General features: G+C 42.2%; 14 protein-coding genes and 1 pseudogene. 5 read left to right on the top strand and 10 right to left on the bottom strand.

Going from position 1 to position 23,489, the window contains the following annotated elements; translation table 11 throughout:
- The 6 genes from CXF95_RS06195 to iadA form a co-directional block, all read right to left on the bottom strand.
- Nucleotides 1-204, bottom strand: coding sequence for a hypothetical protein (locus CXF95_RS06195; RefSeq protein ID WP_157828090.1), 204 nt, complete (start codon nt 202-204; stop codon nt 1-3).
- 235 nt (nt 205-439) lie between these two features.
- Nucleotides 440-4,600 (bottom strand): hybrid sensor histidine kinase/response regulator, encoded by a 4,161-nt coding sequence (locus CXF95_RS06190; protein ID WP_101197853.1) that lies wholly within the window; start codon nt 4,598-4,600, stop codon nt 440-442.
- A gap of 479 nt (nt 4,601-5,079) precedes the next feature.
- Entirely contained in the window at nt 5,080-6,771 is a 1,692-nt protein-coding gene (locus CXF95_RS06185) for a Mur ligase family protein (RefSeq protein WP_101197852.1), read from the bottom strand.
- A 14-nt stretch (nt 6,772-6,785) separates the two neighbouring features.
- Nucleotides 6,786-9,602, bottom strand: a complete 2,817-nt coding sequence (gene cphA, locus CXF95_RS06180) for a cyanophycin synthetase (RefSeq protein ID WP_101197851.1) — start codon at nt 9,600-9,602, stop codon at nt 6,786-6,788.
- A gap of 183 nt (nt 9,603-9,785) precedes the next feature.
- The gene (locus CXF95_RS06175) at nt 9,786-10,604 is read right to left on the bottom strand and encodes a cyanophycinase (RefSeq protein ID WP_101197850.1); all 819 of its coding nucleotides are present in this window, start codon (nt 10,602-10,604) and stop codon (nt 9,786-9,788) included.
- Nucleotides 10,605-10,606: 2 nt separating this feature from the next.
- Nucleotides 10,607-11,779 (bottom strand): beta-aspartyl-peptidase, encoded by a 1,173-nt coding sequence (gene iadA / locus CXF95_RS06170; protein WP_101197849.1) that lies wholly within the window; start codon nt 11,777-11,779, stop codon nt 10,607-10,609.
- A 190-nt stretch (nt 11,780-11,969) separates the two neighbouring features.
- On the opposite strand from iadA, the gene CXF95_RS06165 reads away from it, so the two are divergent.
- A complete protein-coding gene (locus CXF95_RS06165; RefSeq protein ID WP_232787677.1) occupies nt 11,970-13,364 on the top strand; it encodes a M20/M25/M40 family metallo-hydrolase in 1,395 nt (464 codons plus the stop codon).
- Between the two features lie 120 nt (nt 13,365-13,484).
- Here CXF95_RS06165 and CXF95_RS06160 read toward each other — a convergent pair whose 3' ends face one another.
- Nucleotides 13,485-15,188 (bottom strand): EAL domain-containing protein, encoded by a 1,704-nt coding sequence (locus CXF95_RS06160; protein ID WP_232787676.1) that lies wholly within the window; start codon nt 15,186-15,188, stop codon nt 13,485-13,487.
- Between the two features lie 10 nt (nt 15,189-15,198).
- On the bottom strand, nt 15,199-15,675 hold the full coding sequence (locus CXF95_RS30435; protein WP_232787675.1) for an ammonium transporter: 477 nt from the start codon (nt 15,673-15,675) through the stop codon (nt 15,199-15,201).
- Between the two features lie 409 nt (nt 15,676-16,084).
- On the opposite strand from CXF95_RS30435, the gene CXF95_RS06155 reads away from it, so the two are divergent.
- On the top strand, nt 16,085-16,516 hold the full coding sequence (locus tag CXF95_RS06155) for a TetR family transcriptional regulator C-terminal domain-containing protein (RefSeq protein WP_101197848.1): 432 nt from the start codon (nt 16,085-16,087) through the stop codon (nt 16,514-16,516).
- A gap of 60 nt (nt 16,517-16,576) precedes the next feature.
- Here CXF95_RS06155 and CXF95_RS06150 read toward each other — a convergent pair whose 3' ends face one another.
- Nucleotides 16,577-17,782 (bottom strand): aromatic ring-hydroxylating dioxygenase subunit alpha, encoded by a 1,206-nt coding sequence (locus CXF95_RS06150; protein WP_101197847.1) that lies wholly within the window; start codon nt 17,780-17,782, stop codon nt 16,577-16,579.
- A gap of 94 nt (nt 17,783-17,876) precedes the next feature.
- Between CXF95_RS06150 and CXF95_RS06145 the strand changes: the two genes are divergently transcribed.
- Both CXF95_RS06145 and CXF95_RS29515 read left to right on the top strand, forming a co-directional pair.
- Nucleotides 17,877-19,448 (top strand): NAD(P)/FAD-dependent oxidoreductase, encoded by a 1,572-nt coding sequence (locus CXF95_RS06145; protein ID WP_101197846.1) that lies wholly within the window; start codon nt 17,877-17,879, stop codon nt 19,446-19,448.
- A gap of 981 nt (nt 19,449-20,429) precedes the next feature.
- The gene (locus tag CXF95_RS29515; RefSeq protein ID WP_157828089.1) at nt 20,430-22,349 is read left to right on the top strand and encodes a glycosyl hydrolase family 17 protein; all 1,920 of its coding nucleotides are present in this window, start codon (nt 20,430-20,432) and stop codon (nt 22,347-22,349) included.
- Between the two features lie 202 nt (nt 22,350-22,551).
- Here the strand turns inward: CXF95_RS29515 and CXF95_RS06130 are convergent.
- Nucleotides 22,552-22,896 (bottom strand): annotated as a pseudogene (locus CXF95_RS06130) (transposase zinc-binding domain-containing protein); the annotation flags it as partial.
- Nucleotides 22,897-22,940: 44 nt separating this feature from the next.
- On the opposite strand from CXF95_RS06130, the gene CXF95_RS06125 reads away from it, so the two are divergent.
- A complete protein-coding gene (locus CXF95_RS06125) occupies nt 22,941-23,123 on the top strand; it encodes a hypothetical protein (protein WP_101197845.1) in 183 nt (60 codons plus the stop codon).
- The last annotated feature ends 366 nt before the right edge of the window (nt 23,124-23,489 follow it).

Genomic DNA, 23,489 nt, shown 5'->3' with positions numbered 1-23,489 from the left:
TTAGGGTTCATAATCTAAACTATCGACTTCGCATTCCCTCAAACGATCAAGTAACGCTCGTGACTTACTCCTTTTTAAGCGCCCTCGCTGCCAAGGCTCGCGGGTGTCTTTGTCCAGGGCTGGGCAGGTTTGCTCACACTCATGCAAAATATCGCGATAACATTGCCGGTAATACTGGACTTTATCAGCTGTCAACATCCTCATAGTATACCCTGCTACCTCGGCATTGAGACTCAACAAAAAGTATTGCATCGTTTTGCAACTGCGCCTTTGTTCGCTCTACTACTTCAGTAATATTAATGCCGCTTAGGTTCAGAGTCGAAGAGAATGAAGTGTCATGTCGATAGCATGACACTTCAGAATGATCGGGCAATAGGATCGCCAGATCAGTGCAAGTTTATTTTTTAACGGGCTGAATAGTTACATATCATTTACGTTATCAGCTTTGCAGATTCAACCACTGCAACAGTTTTGTGTAAATTTGTTCCTCATTTATCGGTTTCGTAATATGATCATTCATGCCTGCATCGATACACTTTTCGCGGTCGCCAACCATTGCATTGGCTGTCATAGCAATGATAGGAACCATTTGATTTTGTTTCCCTCCATTACCGAGACGAATTTGTCTTGTCGCCTCATATCCATCCATTTCTGGCATTTGGCAGTCCATTAAGATGAGCGTGTAGGGTAAGTGTTCAGTTGCATTTTTTAAACTTTCTATGGCTTCGATTCCGTTGGATACGGAGTCGGCGGACAATCCGATATTTTCAAGTAAACACTCTGCAACTACCTGGTTAATGTGATTATCTTCCACCAATAGTATTCTTGTATCGGAAGGCCAGTTATATACAGATTTTGAGGTAGCTAAACTGTTGTCTGCCGTTAAGAGAGATGGCAACTCTATTGCCTTTGCCTTTTCCATTCCAGATGCAACTGAAACAGCATAAAGCAGATCTTTTGAGGTGACAGGTTTAGGAAAGTCCGCACAGAATCCAGACTTTAAACGTTTTTCAGCATCTCCCTTTTGCCCCACAGGTCTCATCATCATTAGTTTCATTTTGGAAAATTCAGGAGTGCTACTCAGTAGTTTACCTAGCTCATCTCCATTCATACCAGGCATTTTCATATCCAAAATAGCAATATCAAAAAGAACATTTCCGTTTTCATCGACGTTTTTTCGGCATTGCTCCAATGCCATTTTCGCGTCTACAGCTTCTTCAATTAGCATTCCCCATTGCTCTAATTGCGCGCGCAAAAATCTTCGATTCGTCTCGTTATCATCCACTATCAGTATTCTTTTAATGGGCACATCTATATTCGATATATCACTTGTCTTGCAATGTCCTTTTTCAAGGAATAGCGTGAAGTGAAAACAACTACCACCTTTGGGATTACTGGACATTTGTATCTCTCCGCCCATTAATTCACACAATTTCTTGGTAATTGTCAGACCTAACCCTGTTCCTCCGTATTTTCTGGTCGTCGAGGCATCGACCTGACTAAATGAATTAAACAGATGATTTCGCTTATCTTTGGGTATTCCTATACCTGTATCGGTTACTGTACAATCCATTTTTAAACGTTCTTGATCCTCACTAATCGCGTTAGTCGATACGAAGACAATAACTTCACCTGTTTCGGTGAACTTAATCGCATTGCCTACAATATTGGTGAGAATTTGCCTAATACGACCTGGGTCAGATTTGACAACTTTATAATCAATAGCACTTGTATCTAAAATTAATTCTAAGCCTTTAATTTGAGCTGTTAACGCCATAGATTGGATGAACTCGCCGAGCATATCTTGTAAATTGAATTCGAGTATCTCAAGTTCCAACTTGTCCGCTTCAATTTTAGAGAAATCCAGTATTTCATTGATAATTGTCAATAATGATTCAGCACTAGTTTTCGCTATGCTGGCCCTATACCGCTGCTCTTCGGTTAGTTTGCTATGTAATATCAGTCCCAACATACCTAATACACCGTTCATTGGAGTACGTATTTCGTGGCTCATATTTGCCAAAAATTCTGACTTCAGGAGTGTCGATTCTTCGGCTTTCTTCAATGCTTCAACTAAGTCCTTAGCTTGCGTATTTAATGAAGCTGTTTTCTCAGTAACTTGCTCTTCAAGCATTAAAACAAACTGCTTCTGCCTCACTATTTCTGCCCGCTGTAAACGCGTTCTTAAATAAACTAAAATGGATAAGGCAAGCAAGGCTGCAAATGCATACAAGCTATATGCCCACCAGGTTTTCCAAGGCGGTGGTGATACATGCAAATTGATTGACAGTAACTCCGCCCCCAATTTGCCACTACTGTTAGTCGCTTTTACTAAGAATTTATAAGAGCCGCCCTCTAAGCTTGTAAAAGAAGCGGTATTTTGATTACCAATATCAATCCAACGGTCATCATATCCTTCTAGTTTATAAGCATACTGATTCTTGTTAGGAGCAATAAAATCTAATATAGAGAATTCAAAAGAAAAAAAGTAATCCAAATAAGACAACTGAATATCAGTGACATAAGAATAAGGTGTTTCAAACTTTACTGACTGCCCCATCTTATTGAATCCAGTTAGAACAAGCTTCAACTCACTAGAATTTGGTGCTACATATGCGGTGTTAAAATATTCAATACCCCTTTGGCTGCTGGTAAATAGCGTTTCATTACCGCCCTGTATCAGACTATTTGCGTAGAAGTTTGAACCCAACAAGCCATTACTACCGTCATAGTTGGTTACTTCTCCCAACACTGGGTTTAGCTTTGAAATTCCTTTATTCGTGGTTAACCACAAATGGCCATTTTTATCATCTGAAATCGCGCGTATCAAAGAAGTGGGTAATCCTGTTTTGGCGCTAAAATGTTTAAAACTTTTTGTTTTAGGGAGGTATTGATTAAGCCCTTTTTGAGTAGAAATCCAAATTTCTCCATCCCTAGATTGATGCACATCCTGAACTATGGCTCCCAATAAACTATCAACTATGTTTTTATCACTTTTAAATGAAATAAATCGTTGGCTGTCTTCCTGCCAAAGGTTGACTCCATCGCCGGTACCGACCCACATGTTTTGTTCGCTATCTTTAAAAATTTCTGACACTTCGGGATGAGATAATCCTACAGATTCATTTAAGTGAGTAAAGGTTTTAGTCTGAGGATCATAACGATGTAAACCATTTTTATAAGTACCAATCCAAAGGTTTCCGTATTGATCCATACTAAGGGCTCGTAACTCTCTAAACTCCTCATAGTTTGGATCTGATTTAGGGTATGTTAATAGCTCAACCTGCTTAGTTTCTAAGCTGAATTTAGCTAAACCTTCACCTTGTGCAATCCATAAACTATCAGTACCATCCGGAAATATAATGGGTTTTTCAAATAACCTACTTTCATCATCGCCATCTTTAAAAATGGGCCCAGATAATGTTTCTAGCGTTTGTGATGATACATCCCATCTATATAATTGTGATGATGACGATACAATTAACAAATCACCATTAGCGTCCGTTGCGATGCCATTTGGTGCTGTCAATGCAGGATTGTTAATTGACTTAAATTTTCGATTTGGCACTAACTTATATATACCGTGAGTTTCGCTGGTAACCCATATTGTTCTCGAATTATCTTCGAAAATCACTCTTAGACCATTGTTCTGCTCAAGGTTAAATTGTTCAATTTGGGGGCCTGAATTAGATTGTCGAAATAAACCTTTACTGGTAACAAACCAAATATAACCTTCCTGATCCTCAATCATAGAGTTCACTTGACCTAAGTATTCATCATCAAGAGTTTTTAATGGTGTAAAAAGGGCATTTCGTTTATCAAAGGTAAAAGGGCCTCGTTGTGTCCCAACATAAAGCTGTTTTTTTGACGTTTTCAAAATACTTCGAATTTCGTTTGCGCCTGAAGGGCTTTTATTCTTTGGGGCAGGTAGGAAGTGAGAAAAGGTTCCCTTCGTCTTATTATATAAGTTTAAGCCAAAGCTAGTGGCCACCCAAAGGCTATCGCTATCGCTGTCTTCAATGTCCCATATTCTATTATGAGATAAAGACGATGGTGCATCATCAATTTTTTCAATATGCTCAAAATTATTATTACCGAAATATCGACTTAACCCTTTGTCATATGATCCTAACCAAATAACCCCTTTTTGGTCGTGAAATAAGGACTGTATTCGGTTCGATGAAATCGATTTAACACGAAGTGGATCATGAACGAAATTCTTAAATATCCCTGTTTGAGGGTCATAAAAATTTGCGCCTCCTCCCCAAGTGCCAATCCATATTTTTCCGTTATGGTCTAGCATAAGGTTGCCTGCATCATTATGAGCCAAACCGTTTGAACTCAGGCTATCATATTCAAACAGGGTGACCTTTCTGCCATCATAACGCATGACGCCATTTTCGGCGGTCCCAAACCAGAGTAAACCTTGCTTATCCTGAATGATTGAATATATCTCAGAAGAAACGAATCCATCTTCCCCTGTTAGCCTTTTTACAGAATATTCGTTAATAAGCGTTGAAGGCTGCTCATTGCCATAGACTGGTACAAAAATCCCAACCAAGAAGATAAAAAATAAAAAAAAGCGAATAATAATCAACATGTTATATCCCAACAGCTTTAAGGTTGTTGTAAATCAAAGGAATAGCACGAAAAAAAGAAACTATTCAGTTTAGAATAAACGCTATCTCTGCTCTATACAACAGACTTAGTTTCAGAAAACGCCTACTTTAGTAAAGTGTATCTGAACGTTTGTATAAGATATGTATGATAATCCGCTGTTGGAGAGGAGAGCAGTGACCCAATGTTTTTTGAATCAATAGTGTATGCCTATAAATGGCACGAACTTAGTTGATGTTTGATGTTCCTAACGAGAGACATTATTGACAAGAATACACCAATATAATACCAAGGACTAAAAGACTATATTGTTGGAAAAAATGCCACTAGAGTAATAATAAATCATATAAATAAATCACGGTCTACTGTTTTATCTACGCTCAGACTTTGCTTGTCATGCCAAGTCAGAATGAATCAGACCCTACTATAAATAAGGCCTGTTCAACTTTAAGGTATGACGTTTTATCGGTTATCTAATTGAGTCAAATATTCGTGCACTTGCTCTCTGTCTGCTAATACAAATAACAACACTACATCACCGGGTTGCGCAAAATCCATTGCGATTTTTGCGCCTGCTAATGGATCCCCAGCATAGTGTATTTTTTCTGAAGGGATCGATTGTTGCTGCAGATACTTGCCCACAATTTGTGGGACGTCACCTATCTCGCGGCCCCGTAAATAATGTTCTAACTCAGTGACAACATATAAACTTGCATCTAACTCGGTGACGGCATCGGTGAGATGACGAATTTCGTCGTCACTTCTGTCCCCAGCATGACTGAACATGGCTATTTTACGTGTAGCGGGCAATTGATTAATGGTTTTGACCACAGCTCGCATACTGTGTTCATTGTGGGCAAAATCGACTAGTACCTTGATGCCGTTAATCTCATAGATATTGCCTCTTCCGGGGTTATCTTCTGCGTTACTACCGAAATCCTTTAAACCCGCTCTAATGGCCTCTGTTGATAAATTCAGGGCTTTAGATAATCCCACTACGCCTAAAGCATTTTGCACATTGTGCTGAGCAGCACCATTAAGCGTCATAGGGACTTGATCTAATGATGCGATGTTTTCTTCTACGTTACCCATGGCGTAAACAATATGTTGATGACGGATAAATACCGCTGCACCACCAGTTTTCAACTGGCTTTGGATCAAAGCATTAGACTCGTCTGTGCTGTACCAACAAATCTTATTTTCGAGCTTTAATCCTTGCTCAACGACAAGTGCATTATCGGCATTCAACACTAAGGTGCCCTGTGCATCTAGCCCCTTAGCGACCACAAACTTTGTAGCTGCTAATTCTGCCACTGTATTGATACCGTATTGACCCAAATGGTCGCTGGCAACATTGGTAATCAGTACGGCATCGACTGAATCAATGGGTAGACCTCTTCTTAATATTCCACCACGGGCGACCTCTAAAAATGCCAGTTCAGTACGTTGGTCTCTAAGTAACATTCTGGCACCACCCGGTCCGGAATAGTCACCCGTGTCAATAATATTGTCACCCACACGAATAAAATCGGTAGACGTGACCCCAGCAACAAAACCTGCGGCCTTAGCAATGTGCGAGGCTAAACGTACGCTGGTTGATTTACCATTTGTGCCTGTGATGAAAGCCCTTGGTATGTCTTGATAGTGTTGCCATTGAATATCTCTTAATACTGGCAATTCACGAACCGGCCAAGTGTGTGATGACTTACCCATACCTAGGCTGACATCGTCATCATCGGTTATGCAACTCACCCCATGTTTTTGTGCTTCATGCATAAAAGTCAAAAGTGCAGGATTGAGTTCTTCGGCAAGTTCACCATGCAATTCATTTAGCCGCTGTTGCCAATTGGGTGTTGTTTCACTTTTTAGCTCTGCAACACCACAATGCCAAGCTAATTCAGCAAGATCACAAGCACAATAAAGGGCATCCATAGGAGCGCTAAGGGCTAAATTTGCCCCGCCACTATGCAGCCGATAGGTAGTATGTTGCTGCCAACCAAACTCAGTTAGCAACTTTTCAACCCACTTCTGCCAAACATTCACCACTGTGCTTTTATCGATGCCTTCAATAAACACGTCAAGAATGGCACCGGGGTGATCCCACAATAGGTTAGGCCCGGTTAAGCGCCTTGCTTCTTCTAGTTCTAATCGCATTATTTGAATCTTCCTCAATCAGAATCTTCGTCATGTTCAACCACTAAACGCACACCACGCTCATCATGTACCAGCGACTCACCGGCGTTTAATTCGAACTTATGCTCTACATGTTCAAATAGTTTTTCAGGGAAATCTTGAGACGGAGTTTCATCTTGATTGTCTGAGTCTGTCGTGCCATTAAAATGCACAATTTGTTTCCAACAACGGGTGATGTTGTCTCCCAGAATAATCAGCAAGTCGCCATTTTTACAATCTTTAAGGGCTTGCTCAACGGCATCTTCTTCAGATGGGATAACTTGAATCTTAGCTTCATCGATACCTGCATCCAACAATGTTTGTTTGAGCAATTGCGGCACTTCATCATGACCGCGTCCTCGCCTATCGTCGTCAGCTTTGCAAATGAAATTATCGAAACCTTTGGCGGTAATATTTGCCACGGCTAATACATCTTCATCTCTTCTGTCTCCGGGCATCGCCAATACAATACGACGTTTCCCGTTCACATCTAAGCGTGTTGCTAAGTCGGTAATAGTCGCGATTGCAGCTGGATTGTGAGCGTAATCAAGTATGACTTTGAACGGCAATTCATCGTATATATTGAGTCGACCTGGCGCTTGATAGAATGAGGTATTAAAAATCCGTAATCCTTGGCGAATATCTTCCAGCGAGGTGTCAAAACTATAAGCAATAGCCGCGGCAAACATGGCATTTTGCACATTGTGCAACGCCTTACCTTCCACTGTAGCGGGAATTAAATGGGTCCATAGTAAAGGTATATGTGCGCCCTTATCATAAATGGTGATCATATCGCCGTTGATGCCCTTTTCGAGCACAGCTGCCATGCCACCGCTGCGAATATGTTCGCGCACTAAGCCATGACCCGAATCCATAGTAATATAACAAATACGCTCAGCGTCACAAAAATCGGCCATCTGTAAACACAAGTGATCATCGGCATTCAATACCACTACATCTTTTGCGACTTCAACTACCACACGTTTAATTTGCGCCAGTTGCTCGACTGTATTAATGCCCCTTTGCCCCAGGTGATCAGCTGTGACATTAAGACAAGCGCCAACATTACAAGTGTTATAGCCTAAACCACGCTTGAGAATACCACCGCGCGCGGTTTCCATAATGGCGAAATCAACGCTAGGGTCACGTAATACAATTTGTGCGGCTGTGGGACCGGTCATGTCGCCTTTAACCGTTAAATGTCCGTCGATATAGACCCCATCTGTAGAGGTCATACCCGTGGTAAATCCAGAAGACTTCATGATGCTGGCTAACATACGAGAGGTGGTGGTTTTACCATTAGTTCCCGTAATCGCGGCAATAGGAATGCGCGCATTAGTACCAACGGGAAATAACATATCGATGACTTTTCCAGCCACATCTCTGGGAGTACCTTCGCTTGGTGCCACATGCATTCTAAAACCAGGCGCAGCATTACATTCACAAATACCGCCGCCAATTTCTTTATAAGATTTACTGATATCGTCCGTTAAAAAATCCACCCCACCAATGTCAAGGCCGATGGCTTTGATTGAACGCACCGCCATATCTCTGTTGTCAGGGTGCACCATATCTGTGACATCTATGGCGGTTCCACCAGTGGATAGGTTTGCCGTAGAGCGCAAAAAGAAAACTTGGTCTTTGTCTAATATTGTTTGTTTGTTGTAGTTAGCCTCTTCCATTAACCGTTCGGCTTGACTGTCTAACTCCAATCTTGTGAGTACTTTTTCATGACCGATACCACGACGGGGATCGAGGTTAACTATGTCGATCAGCTCTTCAATACTACTGGTACCATCACCTACTACATGGCCGGGTACCCTTTTTGCTACTGCGACCAGTTCATTATTCACCACTAACATTCGGTGATCGTAACCCGTTAAAAAACTCTCTATTAAAATGGCTTTACTGGTGCCGTGTTTTTGCGCTTCATGGTAAGCGGTGATGACCTCTTCATCAGTGGTAAGGTTGATACTCACCCCTCGCCCGTGATTGGCATTTAAAGGTTTAACAACCACTGGAAAACCCATTCTATTGGCTGCTCTGGCCGCTTGTTTTTCACTATATACCATCATCTGTTGTGGCACGGGCAAACCTAAATCATTGAGTAGGTTATGGGTGTCTTCTTTGTCGCAAGAAATTTCTACTGCTATGTGTTTGGTTTCACTGGTGATGGTGGCTTGGATACGCTGCTGGTATTTACCGTGTCCAAACTGCACAAGACTGTATTCATTTAGTCTAAGCCAAGGAATATTACGCTGTTCAGCAGCCGCTACTAAAGAGCCGGTACTGGGGCCAAATTCTTTACGCTGAGCCATGCGCACAAAACTGCGAAGCTCATCGTTAAAATCAAAATCGTCCTCGATATCCGCCTGAATGACTTGCTGCACATTAGCAGGCATCAAGTGCGTTAATAAACGCAGACCTAAGGTGCCTGCTTCTAGCCCCACGTCTCTTTGATGATATTGATAAACAACATTGTAACAACCTTCTTTCTTCAAACTTCTGGTGCGACCAAAATTGACCGGTGAGCCTGCCAAGTTTTGTAATTCAAGGGCGACATGTTCCCAAATATGTCCTATCCACGTTCCCTCATCTTCTTTCAAGCGCTTGATAAAGCCGCCTTCTTCACCATATGAACAGCCGTGGCTTTGCAATGAAGGCAATGCCTCTATTAATCCATCAATAAATCCAACGCCTAATTTTACTGAAGGCCATTGCTCAAGCTCACCAATATCAATCTGATAACGAATGACAGGAAAATTAGCGTAGATGTTAGGGCCAACATACACATTTTTGCTAAGTATTTTCATAGACTAAGGTTTCCTGTTTAAGTTTGACTGAATTATGATTAGGTTGAGAATGCATCGATGTATTACGCATCGGACTAACTTATCGAAAAACGCTGATAAGCGCCAATGTTTTTAGTTTGTTAAGGAAAATTATTAATCTGAAATGGGCAGTAAAAAATCACCTGCCCATTTCATAAGAAGGGATTATTCGATAAAGGCTTTACGATCGTTAATATTGTAACGACTGCCGTTAGCCAATATATGCAGTTTTAAGTTCAGCAAGGTGAGTGCATCGCCACTGCGAGCTTCGGCCATAGATGAATGCTCGATATCCGAAGGGTCGATAACCGTAATTGCACCACTACCTACTACAGTAAATTCATTATCACCGTCGATAAAAGCGGCGGTATCTTCATCCAATCCAAGACCTAATAAAAACGGATTGTAAGACACAGCACTTAACAAACGTGACAATCTATTGCGTTCATTAAAGTGTTGGTCAACCACGATAGTATTAATCAGCCCCAAACCAGGTGCTAAGTTAACGCCATCTTCAGTAGGTACAATACCGGTATTACCACCAGTAATCATATGTTGCGACACAATAGCTGCACCCGCCGATGTACCCGCCACATGAATGCCTTGGGCATTTAGCTTACGAATAGTTTGGGCTATAGGAGTACCACCCAGAATAGTTGATAATCGTAGCTGATTACCACCAGTAATAAATATGCCCGTACAACCTTCAAGCTGTGTGACATATTCTTCTTTTTTAGCATCATTTCGATCACTAATAGGTAACCAATGGGTGTTGCCTGCCCCTAAATCTTTAAATAATTTTTGATATCGCTCGCCCGTATCTTCCAGCTGAGAAGCGGTAGGGACAATGCAAATGTCAGCTTCACTACCACCACATAACTCAACAAACTTCTTTAAAATTTCAGGATTATCTATTTTTTCTTCAGCACCACCGATGGGTATGACAAACCCACGTTGTTGCCCTTTAATATCTGGAGACGGCATTTTTATTCCTCAAAGGTACCTTTTTTAACAACATCTTTATTGTAGATATGCCAAACACCCTTTGCCATTACGTGGCTAATTCGGTTTTGTTTATCTAAAACGATTAAATCAGCGTCCATACCGAGTGCTATTCGACCTTTAGTTTTAAAGTTCATAAGCGTTGCAACATTGCTTGTAAAAAAGGCTAAGCAATCTTGTATTTTTGTTCCTTGGTCAAGCAACTGATAGAAAACATGGGTCATAGCAATAGAATTAGCAAAATCCATTTTAGTCATATGACCCTGTTTATCAAAATTAGGCAGACAACCACCGCCATCTGAGCTAATGGTTAATTTGTCTTGAGGAAAGTCGCTATTGATAAAGCGTAACAATGCGTCAGCAGGCTCATATCCCACATCGCCTGTTTCAAATGCGGTGACATCAATCCAGCAACCTTGCTTGGTTAACTCGCAAGCTTCTGCAAATAATTCTCTGCGCCGGTTCACATGAGTGGGATTAAAGGTTTTAGCAGGTATCTCGGACTGTGCTAACGCTTCACGCACTAACTCTAATCCACGTTCACCATCTCCTAAATGCAAATGTACTATTCCGGCTTTACCTGTCATCAAACGTGAAACATGGGCCTCGGATGCGACTTTAAGTAGCTCATTAAGAGTGGGTTGAGACGATCGGTGATCACTGATAGCCAATTCACCCACACCAACAATGGGCTCTATGAAAACAATATCCGTTCTGATGGAGCCAGTAAGAGTAGTAGGCGGAAGATGATAACCACCGGTGTAACAATAGGCTGACAACCCTTCCTCACGCAATGCGTAAACTTGTGCTAATAAGGACTCAGTACTGCGGGTGACGTCATCGGTACCCAACAAACCAACAGCAGTAGTCACACCCGCCTGAGTAAATTGACTGAGTGGCACTGCCGGGACACGGGTAGAAAAACCGGCCTCACCCCCTCCGCCAGTGATATGGGTATGAGCGTCGATAAAACCGGGGATCAGGGCTTGGCCTTGCAGGTCGAGTTCATCAACAGCCAGTAGCGAGTCCAATATAGGCAACTCATTACCTATATACAGAATTTCTCCACCACCAATAACAAGATGCTTAAGCCCAATCGAATCTGGAGCATAAACGTTAGCATTTTTGAGTAAAGTAATTGAACTAGATGAGACCACTATAAATGTACCGACATATAAAAAAGAAACACAACCGAGAGATCCTAAAGCACTCAAGGCTGCTTAGCAAAGGCTTTGTCTGCTTGATTGGAGTATAAAATAAAGATAAAGGGCTTTAAGAGACAGCAATTGCAGTAAATTACGTTTAGAGTAGATGTTTGTTCTTTTTTTATACAAATGGATCCTCAACATGATAAACATTATATCTCTCACATTATTGTTGTTAGCCTCTATGCCTACTCTCGCGGTTGGAGTAAAAGACTCACCCCATGCATTAAAGTCCCTAGAGATTTACAAAACCCTTATCGGCATGCCAACGGTAGCGGGGCGCGGTAAGGTACCAGAGATGGCTGCATACCTAGCCAGAGAGTTTCGTGAAGTCGGCTTTAAAGATGAAGATATAAACATTATTCCTATGGGTGAGACAGTCGGCATGATTGTGCGTTACAAAGGTGACGGCACTGCTGCCAAAAAACCCATTCTTTTATTGGGTCATATGGATGTAGTAGAAGCACTGGACAAAGACTGGGATCGCCCTCCTTTTGAGCTCACTCAAGATGATAAGTATTTTTACGGTCGCGGCACCATAGACAACAAACTTGGCATTACCATGCTCTCGTCGACCTTTATACGTTTGAAAAAAGAAGGTTTTATGCCTAACCGGGATATGTTCCTGGCTTTCACAGGTGATGAAGAAACCGGCATGTTAACCACAAAAATGCTGGCCAATGAACGCCCTGAACTGGCAAACGCAGAATATGCCCTTAACTCTGATGCCGGTGGTGGCGACTTAGATGCAAATGGCAAAGCCATAGCTTACCTAGTGCAAGCGGCAGAAAAAACCTATGTCAGTTTCGAACTCACCCTGCGCAACAAAGGCGGCCATAGTTCAAGACCCCGTCCCGACAATGCAATTTATGAATTATCAACGGCCTTACTTAACATCAGAGATTACCACTTTCCTGTGATGTGGAGCGACATGACCCGTGAGTTTTTCAAAGTATCGGGGACTCAATTGGGCGGCGAACTGGGTGAGGCTATGACGGCATTTGCTGCTGACCCAACCAACAAAAAGGCATCTGATCGACTGGAAACAGAATCGTCATACGTAGGCACCACTCGTACTACCTGTGTCACCACTATGTTAAAAGCAGGACACGCCGAAAATGCCTTACCACAATCAGCCACAGCCACAGTTAATTGCCGTATTTTCCCTGGTATAAGTGTTGATGACGTCAAACAAACACTGGCAAAAGTGGTTAAAAATGCTGCCATAGAAATTGTCACCTTAGACTCACCAGTAGAAAGCCCAATTTCAGAATTGCGGGATGACGTCATGGCAGCCGTTAAAAAAGCGGTACATGCACGTTATCCTAAGGTGGAAATCATTGCCTACATGGAATCAGGTGGCACCGATGGTATGCACTTTCGCAAAGCAGGTATCCCAACATGGGCGTTACCCAGTGTCTTTATGAACCCGGATGAAATGTTTGCCCATGGTCTAAATGAACGTTTACCCATCAAAACCTTCTATGATGGTCTTGATCACTGGAGTATTATTCTAAAAGACCTGACGGGTAAATAGCACTAAAATTGCAACAAGCACCTTATAATTTGTATTACTTACACTCTATGAGCAAGCAGGGAAAATCTTTTATCTCCGCTTATGCCGCCTTAACTGCTTAGTCAATTAGTGGCAGGTAATCTACAACGTCTCAGAGTATTGAATGACATTTTTTATGGTTAAAAGCTTACTAATATTTTCGGCACTTTTAGGTCTGTGGAAATAAAAACCTTGAAAGTATTCACACCCCATTTTTTGCAAGGCGATTAATTGTGATTTAGTTTCAATACCTTCAGCAATGGCGGTTAATTTAAGACTCTTTGCTAGGTTCACAATAGTCGCACATATTTCAGCATCCTCATTTTTCACATCACTTTCTGCAACAAAGGAGCGATCAATTTTTAGTATATCTAAGGGTAATATTTTTAAGTAACTTAACGACGAATAGCCCGTTCCAAAATCATCCACTGATACATTACAATTAAGTAACTTCAACTCATTCAGAATAGATACACAAGTATCAATATCTTCAATTAACATGCTTTCCGTAATTTCTATTTCTATGTACTTTCCGTCAATGTTGTAACGGGCTAATTGAGATTTTATAAAAGGTAAAAATTCTGGGCAAACAAGATGTCGCCCTGCAATATTGATGGATACAGGCAACATTTGATACCCTTGGTCAAACCACTGTTTGAGTGTCTTCAAGACGGAAACAATCACAAACTCACCAATAGCCACAATCAAATTACTTTGCTCCGCAATAGGAATAAATTCGGCAGGAGAAATATTCCCTAGGGTCGGATGGTGCCATCGTATCAACGCTTCTAATGAAACTAATGTGCCCTGTGCGGTTACTTTTGGCTGATACACCATACTTAGCTGATTGAGCTCTAAGGCAGCTTGTATCCTCCTTTCATATTCACCGTCTTCATGGGCTTGGTCTCCCAATAGTTGTGTATATAGTTGGAAATTATCTCTGCCTTTGGTTTTAGCATGGTACATAGCGATATCGGCGTGTTGTATGAGTTCATCGGGATTGACACTACCTGACTCAGAGATCGCAATGCCGATACTGGCAGGAATACGGTAATTTTTTTCTTTTATTGTAATGACATCCCGCAATACAGCTAACACTTGTTGTGCTTTTTCACCGATACTCTCGGACGTGAGGTCTCCACTTAATACGAGAATAAATTCATCTCCTCCTAAACGTGCAATAATATCATTTTCACCGCAGACCGCGTTTAACCGAGAAGCGACCTCCACAAGTAAAATGTCACCCGCTTTATGCCCTAAGGTATCGTTGATTTTTTTAAAGTTATCTAAATCCAAAAAAAACAAAGCTAAGACGTCATTATTGAGCTTTGCATCTTCGACCGCCAAATTAAGCTCGAGCATTAGATGAGTACGATTAGAGAGGTGAGTGAGTGGATTTTTATATGCTAAAAAATGTAACCTTGATTGAATTTTTTGCTCTTGGGTGACATCCCTAAGATGTAAAGTAAACTCCAGTCTTTTATCCATGCTTATTCTGGCGCTTGTGATGGTAATTTCAGCTGGGAAGGCTTGTCCTGAAGCTCGCATTAACTGTACTTTAGAACGCCGGTCTAACACTAACCCACTTGCATGGGAAAATTGGTGGGACAAGCTTACCATAAATGTTTTTTTGTCCTCATTTAAAGCAAAGTTTTCAAAAAAACAGTGTCCGCAAATTTGAGTTTTTAAAATGCCCAAAGTCCGCTCTGCAGCAGGATTAAACTCCAATATATGGCCTTGCCAGTTAATGGAAATGATGCAATCCATGGATGAGTCCAAAATGGCACTTTTACGTTTTTCACTCAACTTAAATTGCTTATGAACCTGCAAAATCCACAAAGCCTAAATTTTCAAGCCATCCTTCGTTACCGTCGGTAAATGCACCAGCCCATGCCCAATGGCCCACCAATGGATAAATAAAGGCACTAAGAATAATGGTGATATAGATATACCCAGAAAACCTCATGCGCTCTGCTACAGCGCCAGACATAAGGGTAGCGGCTGTACTACAAAACATCATTTGGAAAAGGAAAAACAAAATTTGATAAGGAGTGTTATTTTGACCAAATAGAAATTCACCGGTTCCTATCCATCCTCCAACGCTTGGCCCGAACATTAAGCCAAAACCAAACAGCCAAAAAACACAAGCAGAAACGATAAAATCGGTGACATTTTTAGCAGCTACATTAATATTATTTTTACTGCGAGTCCTGCCACTCTCTAAACATAAAAACCCTACCTGCATTAAAAAAACAAACATAGTAGAAATAAGCAGCCAAAGGTGTTCTAACATTTACTTCTGTACCCTAAAGTGATGATTATCTCTTTAGGGTTAAAGCAAATATTGTTCCCACTCAAATACCGTCCAATGACCATAAAAGGCACATTCCCTCCCTAATGTAGTGCAACTGAGGAGAGGTTATGCAGACCCGCACCAAAATAGGGACAGATTAAGTTTCTCTGAGACGGAGTTAATGCAATCTAATTCCGTGGATTTTTTTGTGACACCTACTAATTCAAGGCTGCACCTTATGAGTTCAAGATGACATTCAACTATTTGTACTTTATGGTTGCAGCATGACGACCTTAGATATAAAAAGCACCCGAAGATCTAGCTATAGCAAGGCTCAGAAAAAGCTTATTTAAGCCACCTTAGATTCCTTGATGCAAGAAGGAGTGGATGGCTGCTCGGTACGCAAAAATTGCGAAAAAGTGAATATGGCAATTGGCTTGATAAATTATCATTTCGGCACCCGCAACGATTTAGATTAGCAGCCGCAGATTTAGATTTGGCGTTTTCTATAATGAATAAGGCCATAGTAAAATCACAAAACACCAAACTGCCTAGACAAAGGCTGTCTGTTTTTATTAATGAAACCTTTAGCGATTCAGTGATGCAACGTAAGATCCTTCGGGCTTGGGTGGTTTTCTGGGGCATGATTGATAAAGCGCCCCAGATCAAAGAAGCTCATGATTCGTCGAATAAGGCATTTCGAGTGTTTCTCGAGCAAAGTTTTTCTGAGTTAGAGCAGCGCCACTGTGTCACACCTTCTCCGCGCCTTGCCGCCATTGGCCTGACGGAAATCATTGATGGTTTGTGGCTGGAATGGCGTTTCTCTAGCGACACCTTTTAGTGCCGAAGAAGCCGTATTATTGTGTGAACAATGGGTGGATACGACCTGTGAATAGGCAGGCTAATTAATCACAATCTGCAAATACCAATTTAAAAAACTCTGCTGAAAACTTTCCATGTCCGACAATCGCCCAGGTTGATAAAACCTAGAGTCCACGCCTTTTTGATTATTCATAATAATGGTTTTATCCGCTTGGGTGGTCACATCCCAAAGCCAAGTGAGCTGGTCCAGTTGATAGTCCTCACCTTTTACCGCTGACTCATTCACAAACCAAGACACATCACAAATACATTCATTCACAGAAACGGGCAAAAAGCGGTAACTAAGCATGTGGTCGTCGTAAATAAGAAAATAACTCAACGGGCCAATCATCAACTCAGACGCTCCACCATCGTAGCTCTGTAACGAACCAAGCAAAGGGGCGACTGGATTGCCCCCCAAACTTCCGCTAAGTGCATTACGAAGCAATGGGTTCCTGTCATATTGATACCCTTCTTGCCCTGCTTCAGCCAAGTCGAAATAACGATTTAGTTCGATAAATTTTGGGTTCCCTTGATTGGTCTGTGAAAAATGTTCTTTGGCTTTTTGAAACACCTTGGGAGACTTTGCCATGGCATGGATTTGTGCAAACTCTTGGTGGGATGGCGCACAGTGATAACACTCTTGATAGTTTTCAACCGCTAGCTTCCAGTTAGCAGGAATAAGGTACGACTTCTGTTCGGCAAGTTGCATACTATGCATACCAAATAAATCGAAGGTCTGCTTAAGATCTTGGCGAAGAGCAGCAAGGCTTGGCGGGTCTTCACTTAAACAGATAAAAATAAACCCGCCTAAAAGTGCTACATTGACCTTATGTAAACCGCTTTCAGAACGCAAGAAATCATCGGGCATATTACGTGCAGAAATAAGCTCCCCATCTAAGTTATAGCTCCAGGCGTGATAGGGGCAGGTCAACGATTTTTGTGAACCCGATTGCTCTAGGCAAATTCTCGAACCTCGATGCCGACACACATTCATATGAGCTTTAACCTCACCCGCATCTGTGCGTACAACAATCACCGACTCGGTATCAAACTCAAAAGTAAAGTAGTCGCCAATATTGGGGATTTGCGACACATGTCCAGCGTACAACCAATGCTTTAAGAATATTTTTTTTATCTCAGCCTGATACACATCAGAGTCTTTATAAAATGCCTGAGCAAGGGAATATCCCGTTTGCTGTGTGACCACCAGTTGCTTTATTTTATCTGATTGTGAAAGTGCCATATGTGAAGACCACCTGCTTAAGCAGCGAGATTGACAGTATTGAACGAGTGTTAAATACTGTCAATCATCACATAGCATAATGTTAGGAATATAGATGTTAGATGCAATCATTATAGGCGGAGGGCACAACGGGTTAGTATGTGCCAACTACCTTGCAATGGCAGGTAAAAATGTACGTATATTAGAACGCCGCAATGTGGTGGGCGGTGCTGCTGTTACTGAAGAATTTCATCCAGGCTTTAGAAATTCAGTGGCTGCTTATACGGTAAGTTTGCTAAACCCAAAGGTTATTGATGATTTACAGCTACACCAAAACGGCTTAAAGATTGTGCATAGAAAGGTCAACAATTTATGGCCACATGATGACAATGATTTTTTAGCCTTTGTTGTAGGCTCTGATAATTTAAAGGCCGAGATAGCGCGTTTTTCTAAGACTGATGCTGATGCACTAGACCGCTACTTTAGAGACACAGGCATGGTCGCCGATATTATCCGTGACTTTTTACTGGAAACACCGCCCAATGTTGGCGGCGGGATCAGAGACATTTTTAAAGCGGCAAAATTTGGTAATCGCCTGCGAAAATTACCCATAGAAGACGAACGTATTGTGTTGGATATCTTCACAAAAAGTGTCTCGGATTTTTTAGACTTATATTTTGAAAACGAATATGTCAAAGGCGCGTTTGCCTTCGATGGCATTGTTGGCAATTACGCCGATACCCAAACCCCTGGTTCCGCTTACGTTTTGATGCACCATGCCTTTGGTGAAGTCAACGGCGAAAAAGGGGTATGGGGTCATGCTATTGGGGGTATGGGTGCCATTACTCAGGCTATGGCGAAGTCGGCTATGGCCAAAGGTGTCGAAATCGAAACCAATGCCGCAGTCAAAAAAGTACTGGTCAGAGATGGCCAAGCTTACGGTGTATTGTTAGAAAATGGTGAAACGCTAGAAGCCAAAGTCATAGTCTCAAACCTCAACCCAAGCCTGCTATATAACCAATTAGTTGACGCAGAACAGTTGCCAGAAGATTTTGCACGGCGCATGAAACATTACAAAAACGGCTCAGGCACCTTTCGTATAAATGTGGCGTTAAGTGAACTACCTAAGTTTACCTGTTTAGCACAACAAGAGCGGGCAAGCGCCGATCACCTCACTGGTGGCATTATTGTAGGTGCTACATGTGATTACATAGACCAAGCCTACCGTGATTCAAAACAACATGGCTGGTCAAAAGCCCCCATTGTGGAAATGCTTATTCCTTCAACACTTGATGATACTTTGGCGCCTGAAGGACAACATGTGGCAAGTTTATTTTGCCAACAGTTCGACCCAGATATCGATTGGGATACACACCGTGAAACAGCGGCAGATTTAATTATTGAACAAGTCGAAAAATTCGCCCCGGGCTTTAAACAATCAGTGCTGGGTCGCCAAGTGCTGAGCCCCCTTGATCTCGAACGAGTATTCGGACTGACTAAAGGTGACATTATGCATGGCAATATGAGCTTGGATCAGATGTTTAGTTCTAGGCCCCTGTTAGGCCATGGCAACTACCGTTCCCCTATCAAAGGTTTGTATATGTGTGGCGCTGGCACCCATCCAGGTGGTGGAGTGACAGGTGCACCTGGGCACAACGCAGCACGGGAGATTATCCGCGATAACTAAAACCAATTAAATATTTAACCCTTGAGGTTAGACATGCCAAACACATTCTAGCCAATGTTAGGTAACCGGTCTTACAGCTCAGAGAACCCAGATACGCTTGCATGTGAGAGAACAATAAAGTGGTTAATAAGACAATACAGTTGTTTACTTTTCGAGTGACTGGATTGAGCGATCTCCGGACGTTCAGCCCAAGCGCCGCCTCAGATAAGTTTGTATGAATAAGAGCAGTTCATCATCATAAACAAAAGCAATATTTAAAACTGGTTTGCACAACAGTGGGCGGTGCTTTTTTTGAATTATGTAAAAACAGTTGAGTAATAGACGAGAAGTCGCCGACTTTCACTCCCTTAACGATATAAAAGAGAGGTAAATATTGAAAACATGAGGCATCAAGTACTGTCATTTTATGAAAAATGACGTTTTATTCTACCTATACTCAGATCTTATTTTTCTGACTTTAGAGCTTGCTAACTGGCGTACGGTGCAGGTTTATGTCGGGTGAAATTACATTGTGATGAAATATCAGACTGTTCAGATCCATGATATTGCAGATTTTTGCACCAGCGAGCATAGGTGCTCCTATCTTAATTAAAAGTATGTTCGTAATGACAAAGAGCCTTGGTGCTAAGCCCCAGTTAAAGGTGCAACCCAGTTGAAATTTTGCTGCGTTGTTTCGAATTCTGGACGGTCGCGCCGGTCACCGGCCTGTGCGCCCACGACATACTCCTGGTGTGATAGGGTTTATCAAGTTGCCTATCGCTAGAAGTTTCAGAGAGCATTGGCTCTTAGATGTTTAGCTAGGCTCGATGCCCAATCCACTTCATCGGTCTAATTTCCCACACTGCCGTATTTATCTTGAGTAATAGTATAAAAAAAAGTCATACTAACATTAACAATAATTTTACAATTTGTCAGCATAAGGCATCGCTAACAAAAGCCTTATGCGCAACAATCCGCCAGCGGTTTAAAAGGATAATGTTCATGAAAAATGGTAATTTCAAATTATGTTTATTGATATGTGCATCAATATTCGTGTTTGCCTGCTCAGGTGGTTCCGATACCCCCGAGTTAACACCGGTCATTCCTGTGTCGGCACCCTTGCCAGAACCTGAACTTGAACCTGAACCAGAGCCCGCACCAACCCCGCTTCCGCTTCCGCAGCCAACGCCTCAGGCTGCAGTAAGTGATAGCGAAGCGCCTTTATCTAAAGACGGTGAACAAATTTTAGGAAACGCAAGTTTACTGGCGATTTCTTATGGTCCTTTCCGTGAGGCCACACGCGAGGAAGCAACTGTCCCAAGTGTTACTCAGCTAAAAGAAGACATGCTTATTCTAGAAGCGATAGGAATTAAAGTACTGCGCACATACAACACTCGAGGATACAGTGACACGGCTAATCTATTGGTTGCTATTGAAGAGTTAAAAGCAGCTGACCCAGACTTTGAAATGTACGTCATGCTCGGTGTTTGGATTCAAGCGCAAGGGTCGTATACCAACTTTGTTAATAACGCGTTAGAAGACTCTGTTAACAATCGGGCTGAAATCGACAAAGCAATAGAAATGGTACAAAACTATTCAGATATAATAAAAGTAATAGCCATTGGTAATGAAGCAATGGTCGATTGGCAAGCCCATGATGTTCCGGTACGTGTCATTCTCAATTATGTCAATGAACTACAAGGCTTAAAAACCGATGGAACTATTCCAAACGACGTATGGATAACCAGTTCAGACAACCACGCAGTATGGTCTGGCACCGACCCGAGAGTATCTGGGCAGCTAGATGATCTAAACGCTTTGATAGCAGCGGTTGATTATATTTCTTTGCACACTTACCCATTTCACGACACCCATCACGCCTCTGATTTCTGGGAAGTCCCCCCGCAGGAATCTGATCTAAGTACAGTGGAAAAAATTGATGCTGCCATAACCCGCTCTCAGGCCCGTGTTGTTGAGCAATATATGGCGGCACAATCTTATATGCTGAACTTGGGCATTAACAAACCCATTCATATCGGCGAGACCGGCTGGGCAACCAAAGGGAGCCCTGGTGGTGAGGATTTTAGTCCATCTGGGTCCGCAGCGGCTGATGAATACAAGCAAAAACTAGCACACGATACACTGCGCGATTGGTCTAATCGCAGTGGGATTTCATTATTCTTTTTTGAAGCATTTGATGAGCAGTGGAAAGCGGGTACGCAAAACCCTGCCTCTCATCCTGAAAAGAACTTTGGTTTGATCAATTTAGCCGGTGAAGCTAAGTATTTATTATGGGATATGGTAGACGCCGGTGTGTTTGATGACTTACAACGAGGTGGCCTCCAAATTGTTAAGAGTTATGGTGGTAATCAAGCTGTAATGATGAATGACGTTTTCGCTCCACCAAGTGCGCCTGTCGTTAATGTACCTGTGGAAGGCCAGTTCACTATATTGGGGGAATCTTTATACGAAGGTGGCTTTGCTTACGGTTGGGAAGGATCAGCTTCCGCTAGCGTAAGCGATGAAACTGGTGTGTTAACGATAGGCACGAGCCCAAGTTCGGCAAAAACGTGGGGTTGGGGTGCAGGTGTCGGCATTGACCAAGACACTAGTAATTTGTCGAATTCGACGAAAATGACCTTTGAGATCAAAGGCAATGCTATGTTTGGCTTTTATTTGGGGTTTCAAACAACCGTAGGAAATGGCACCAGTCACTGGGTACGTTTTAATAACGGTAGCTACACACTTACAGATCAATGGAAAAGCTACACAATTGACCTGAGCGAATTTTCCAATTTTAGCAGTGCTAACTTAGAAACCGTGAATTCTCCGTTTACTATTGCAGACCTTTATGGAGAATCAGGCGGCAGTGCACCAACGGATAGCACAATTGAAGTAAGAAATATTGCATGGTTGGAATAAAACATTCAAAATCAAAGCAACAGATCTTATTTTTCTTGACTTTAGAGCTTGCTAACTGGCGTGTGGTGCAACCCAATTGAAATTTTGCTGCGTTGTTTCGAATTCTGGACGGTCGCGTCGGTCACCGGCTCGCATCAACGGTAATAAACTCCTTTAGTTTAGCCCAATGGCGAATTAGGTACTCCTAATCCAGTTACTGGCGTAGCACATCATCTACCAGCAATGCTGTACTTTTGGCCATTCGGCTGGCACCACAACTGGGGCAAAATCCTCTACGCTTGCAACTATATGCGATTAACTTCTCATGTTTACAGTCACCGCAGACGACTCGTAAGAAACAGTGCTCAAGTCGACCGCAACGCAGGAACTCATCAAATTCACGCTCAACATATTTGGGTAAGCACCTGCCTTGCTCTGCTAAGCTTGCTGTAAAGTCAGGGTAGTATCGTTCGACCAACTGATAGAGTAGCGTGGTTTCTGGGCGATGGCGTTTATATTGTGCGCTTCTCTCGATTGCCTGAATGGCCTGTATTGCCTGTGAACTCAATCGGTCAATGAAACGCTATACTTGAATAAAGTGGATGCGTTGTCATGAAACAGAGAAAAAGAATTTATTATAATCCACAGCAGCGGGCGATAATTTGGGCACGATATCAACTAGGTGATTCATTAAATGATATCGCTAAGTTCTTTGATAGATTTCATTCTAGCATTCAAGGAATATTAGCTAAAATGGGGGTATACAAGACCCCTGATAAAACAAGATCGGCTTGATGCCTAACGACTCAGGAGCGAGAGGAGATTTCTCGCGGGCTATCATCACAGTTTTCTATCCGTGAGCTTGCAAAATAACTCTATCGCTCTGCCTCGACGATTTCCAGAGGGGGCAATCGTAATGGTTGCTGCACACTATATAGGGCGAATAAGGCAGATATAGACGCATGGGAGCGAGCAAAACGGCCAAAACCATGTAAACTTACACTGAATAAAGGATTGGCAGAGTTAGTTGCGATGAAGTTGGTCACCATAGCAAATCGCCGGTTGGCTCATGCGAACCTGTGGCTACTGACCGATGATAGACTATATTCTGGACTTGTTACATCAAAGATTGGAAGCAGTACCAAAGCAGTATTTCTCGAT

Source organism: Paraglaciecola sp. MB-3u-78 (genome assembly GCF_002835935.1).
GTDB lineage: Bacteria > Pseudomonadota > Gammaproteobacteria > Enterobacterales > Alteromonadaceae > Paraglaciecola.
The sequence above is the reverse complement of the archived record's forward strand: the minus strand, read 5'-3'. Positions and strand labels throughout refer to the sequence as shown.

Coding starts and splice junctions, on each gene's coding strand:
- CXF95_RS06150 (WP_101197847.1), bottom strand. CDS start 17,782: ATGGCACTTTCACAATCAGATAAAATAAAGCAACTGGTGGTCACACAG.
- CXF95_RS06195 (WP_157828090.1), bottom strand. CDS start 204: ATGAGGATGTTGACAGCTGATAAAGTCCAGTATTACCGGCAATGTTAT.
- CXF95_RS29515 (WP_157828089.1), top strand. CDS start 20,430: ATGAAAAATGGTAATTTCAAATTATGTTTATTGATATGTGCATCAATA.
- CXF95_RS06145 (WP_101197846.1), top strand. CDS start 17,877: ATGTTAGATGCAATCATTATAGGCGGAGGGCACAACGGGTTAGTATGT.
- CXF95_RS06190 (WP_101197853.1), bottom strand. CDS start 4,600: ATGTTGATTATTATTCGCTTTTTTTTATTTTTTATCTTCTTGGTTGGG.
- CXF95_RS30435 (WP_232787675.1), bottom strand. CDS start 15,675: ATGTTAGAACACCTTTGGCTGCTTATTTCTACTATGTTTGTTTTTTTA.
- CXF95_RS06185 (WP_101197852.1), bottom strand. CDS start 6,771: ATGCGATTAGAACTAGAAGAAGCAAGGCGCTTAACCGGGCCTAACCTA.
- CXF95_RS06165 (WP_232787677.1), top strand. CDS start 11,970: ATGATAAACATTATATCTCTCACATTATTGTTGTTAGCCTCTATGCCT.
- CXF95_RS06175 (WP_101197850.1), bottom strand. CDS start 10,604: ATGCCGTCTCCAGATATTAAAGGGCAACAACGTGGGTTTGTCATACCC.
- cphA (WP_101197851.1), bottom strand. CDS start 9,602: ATGAAAATACTTAGCAAAAATGTGTATGTTGGCCCTAACATCTACGCT.
- CXF95_RS06125 (WP_101197845.1), top strand. CDS start 22,941: ATGAAACAGAGAAAAAGAATTTATTATAATCCACAGCAGCGGGCGATA.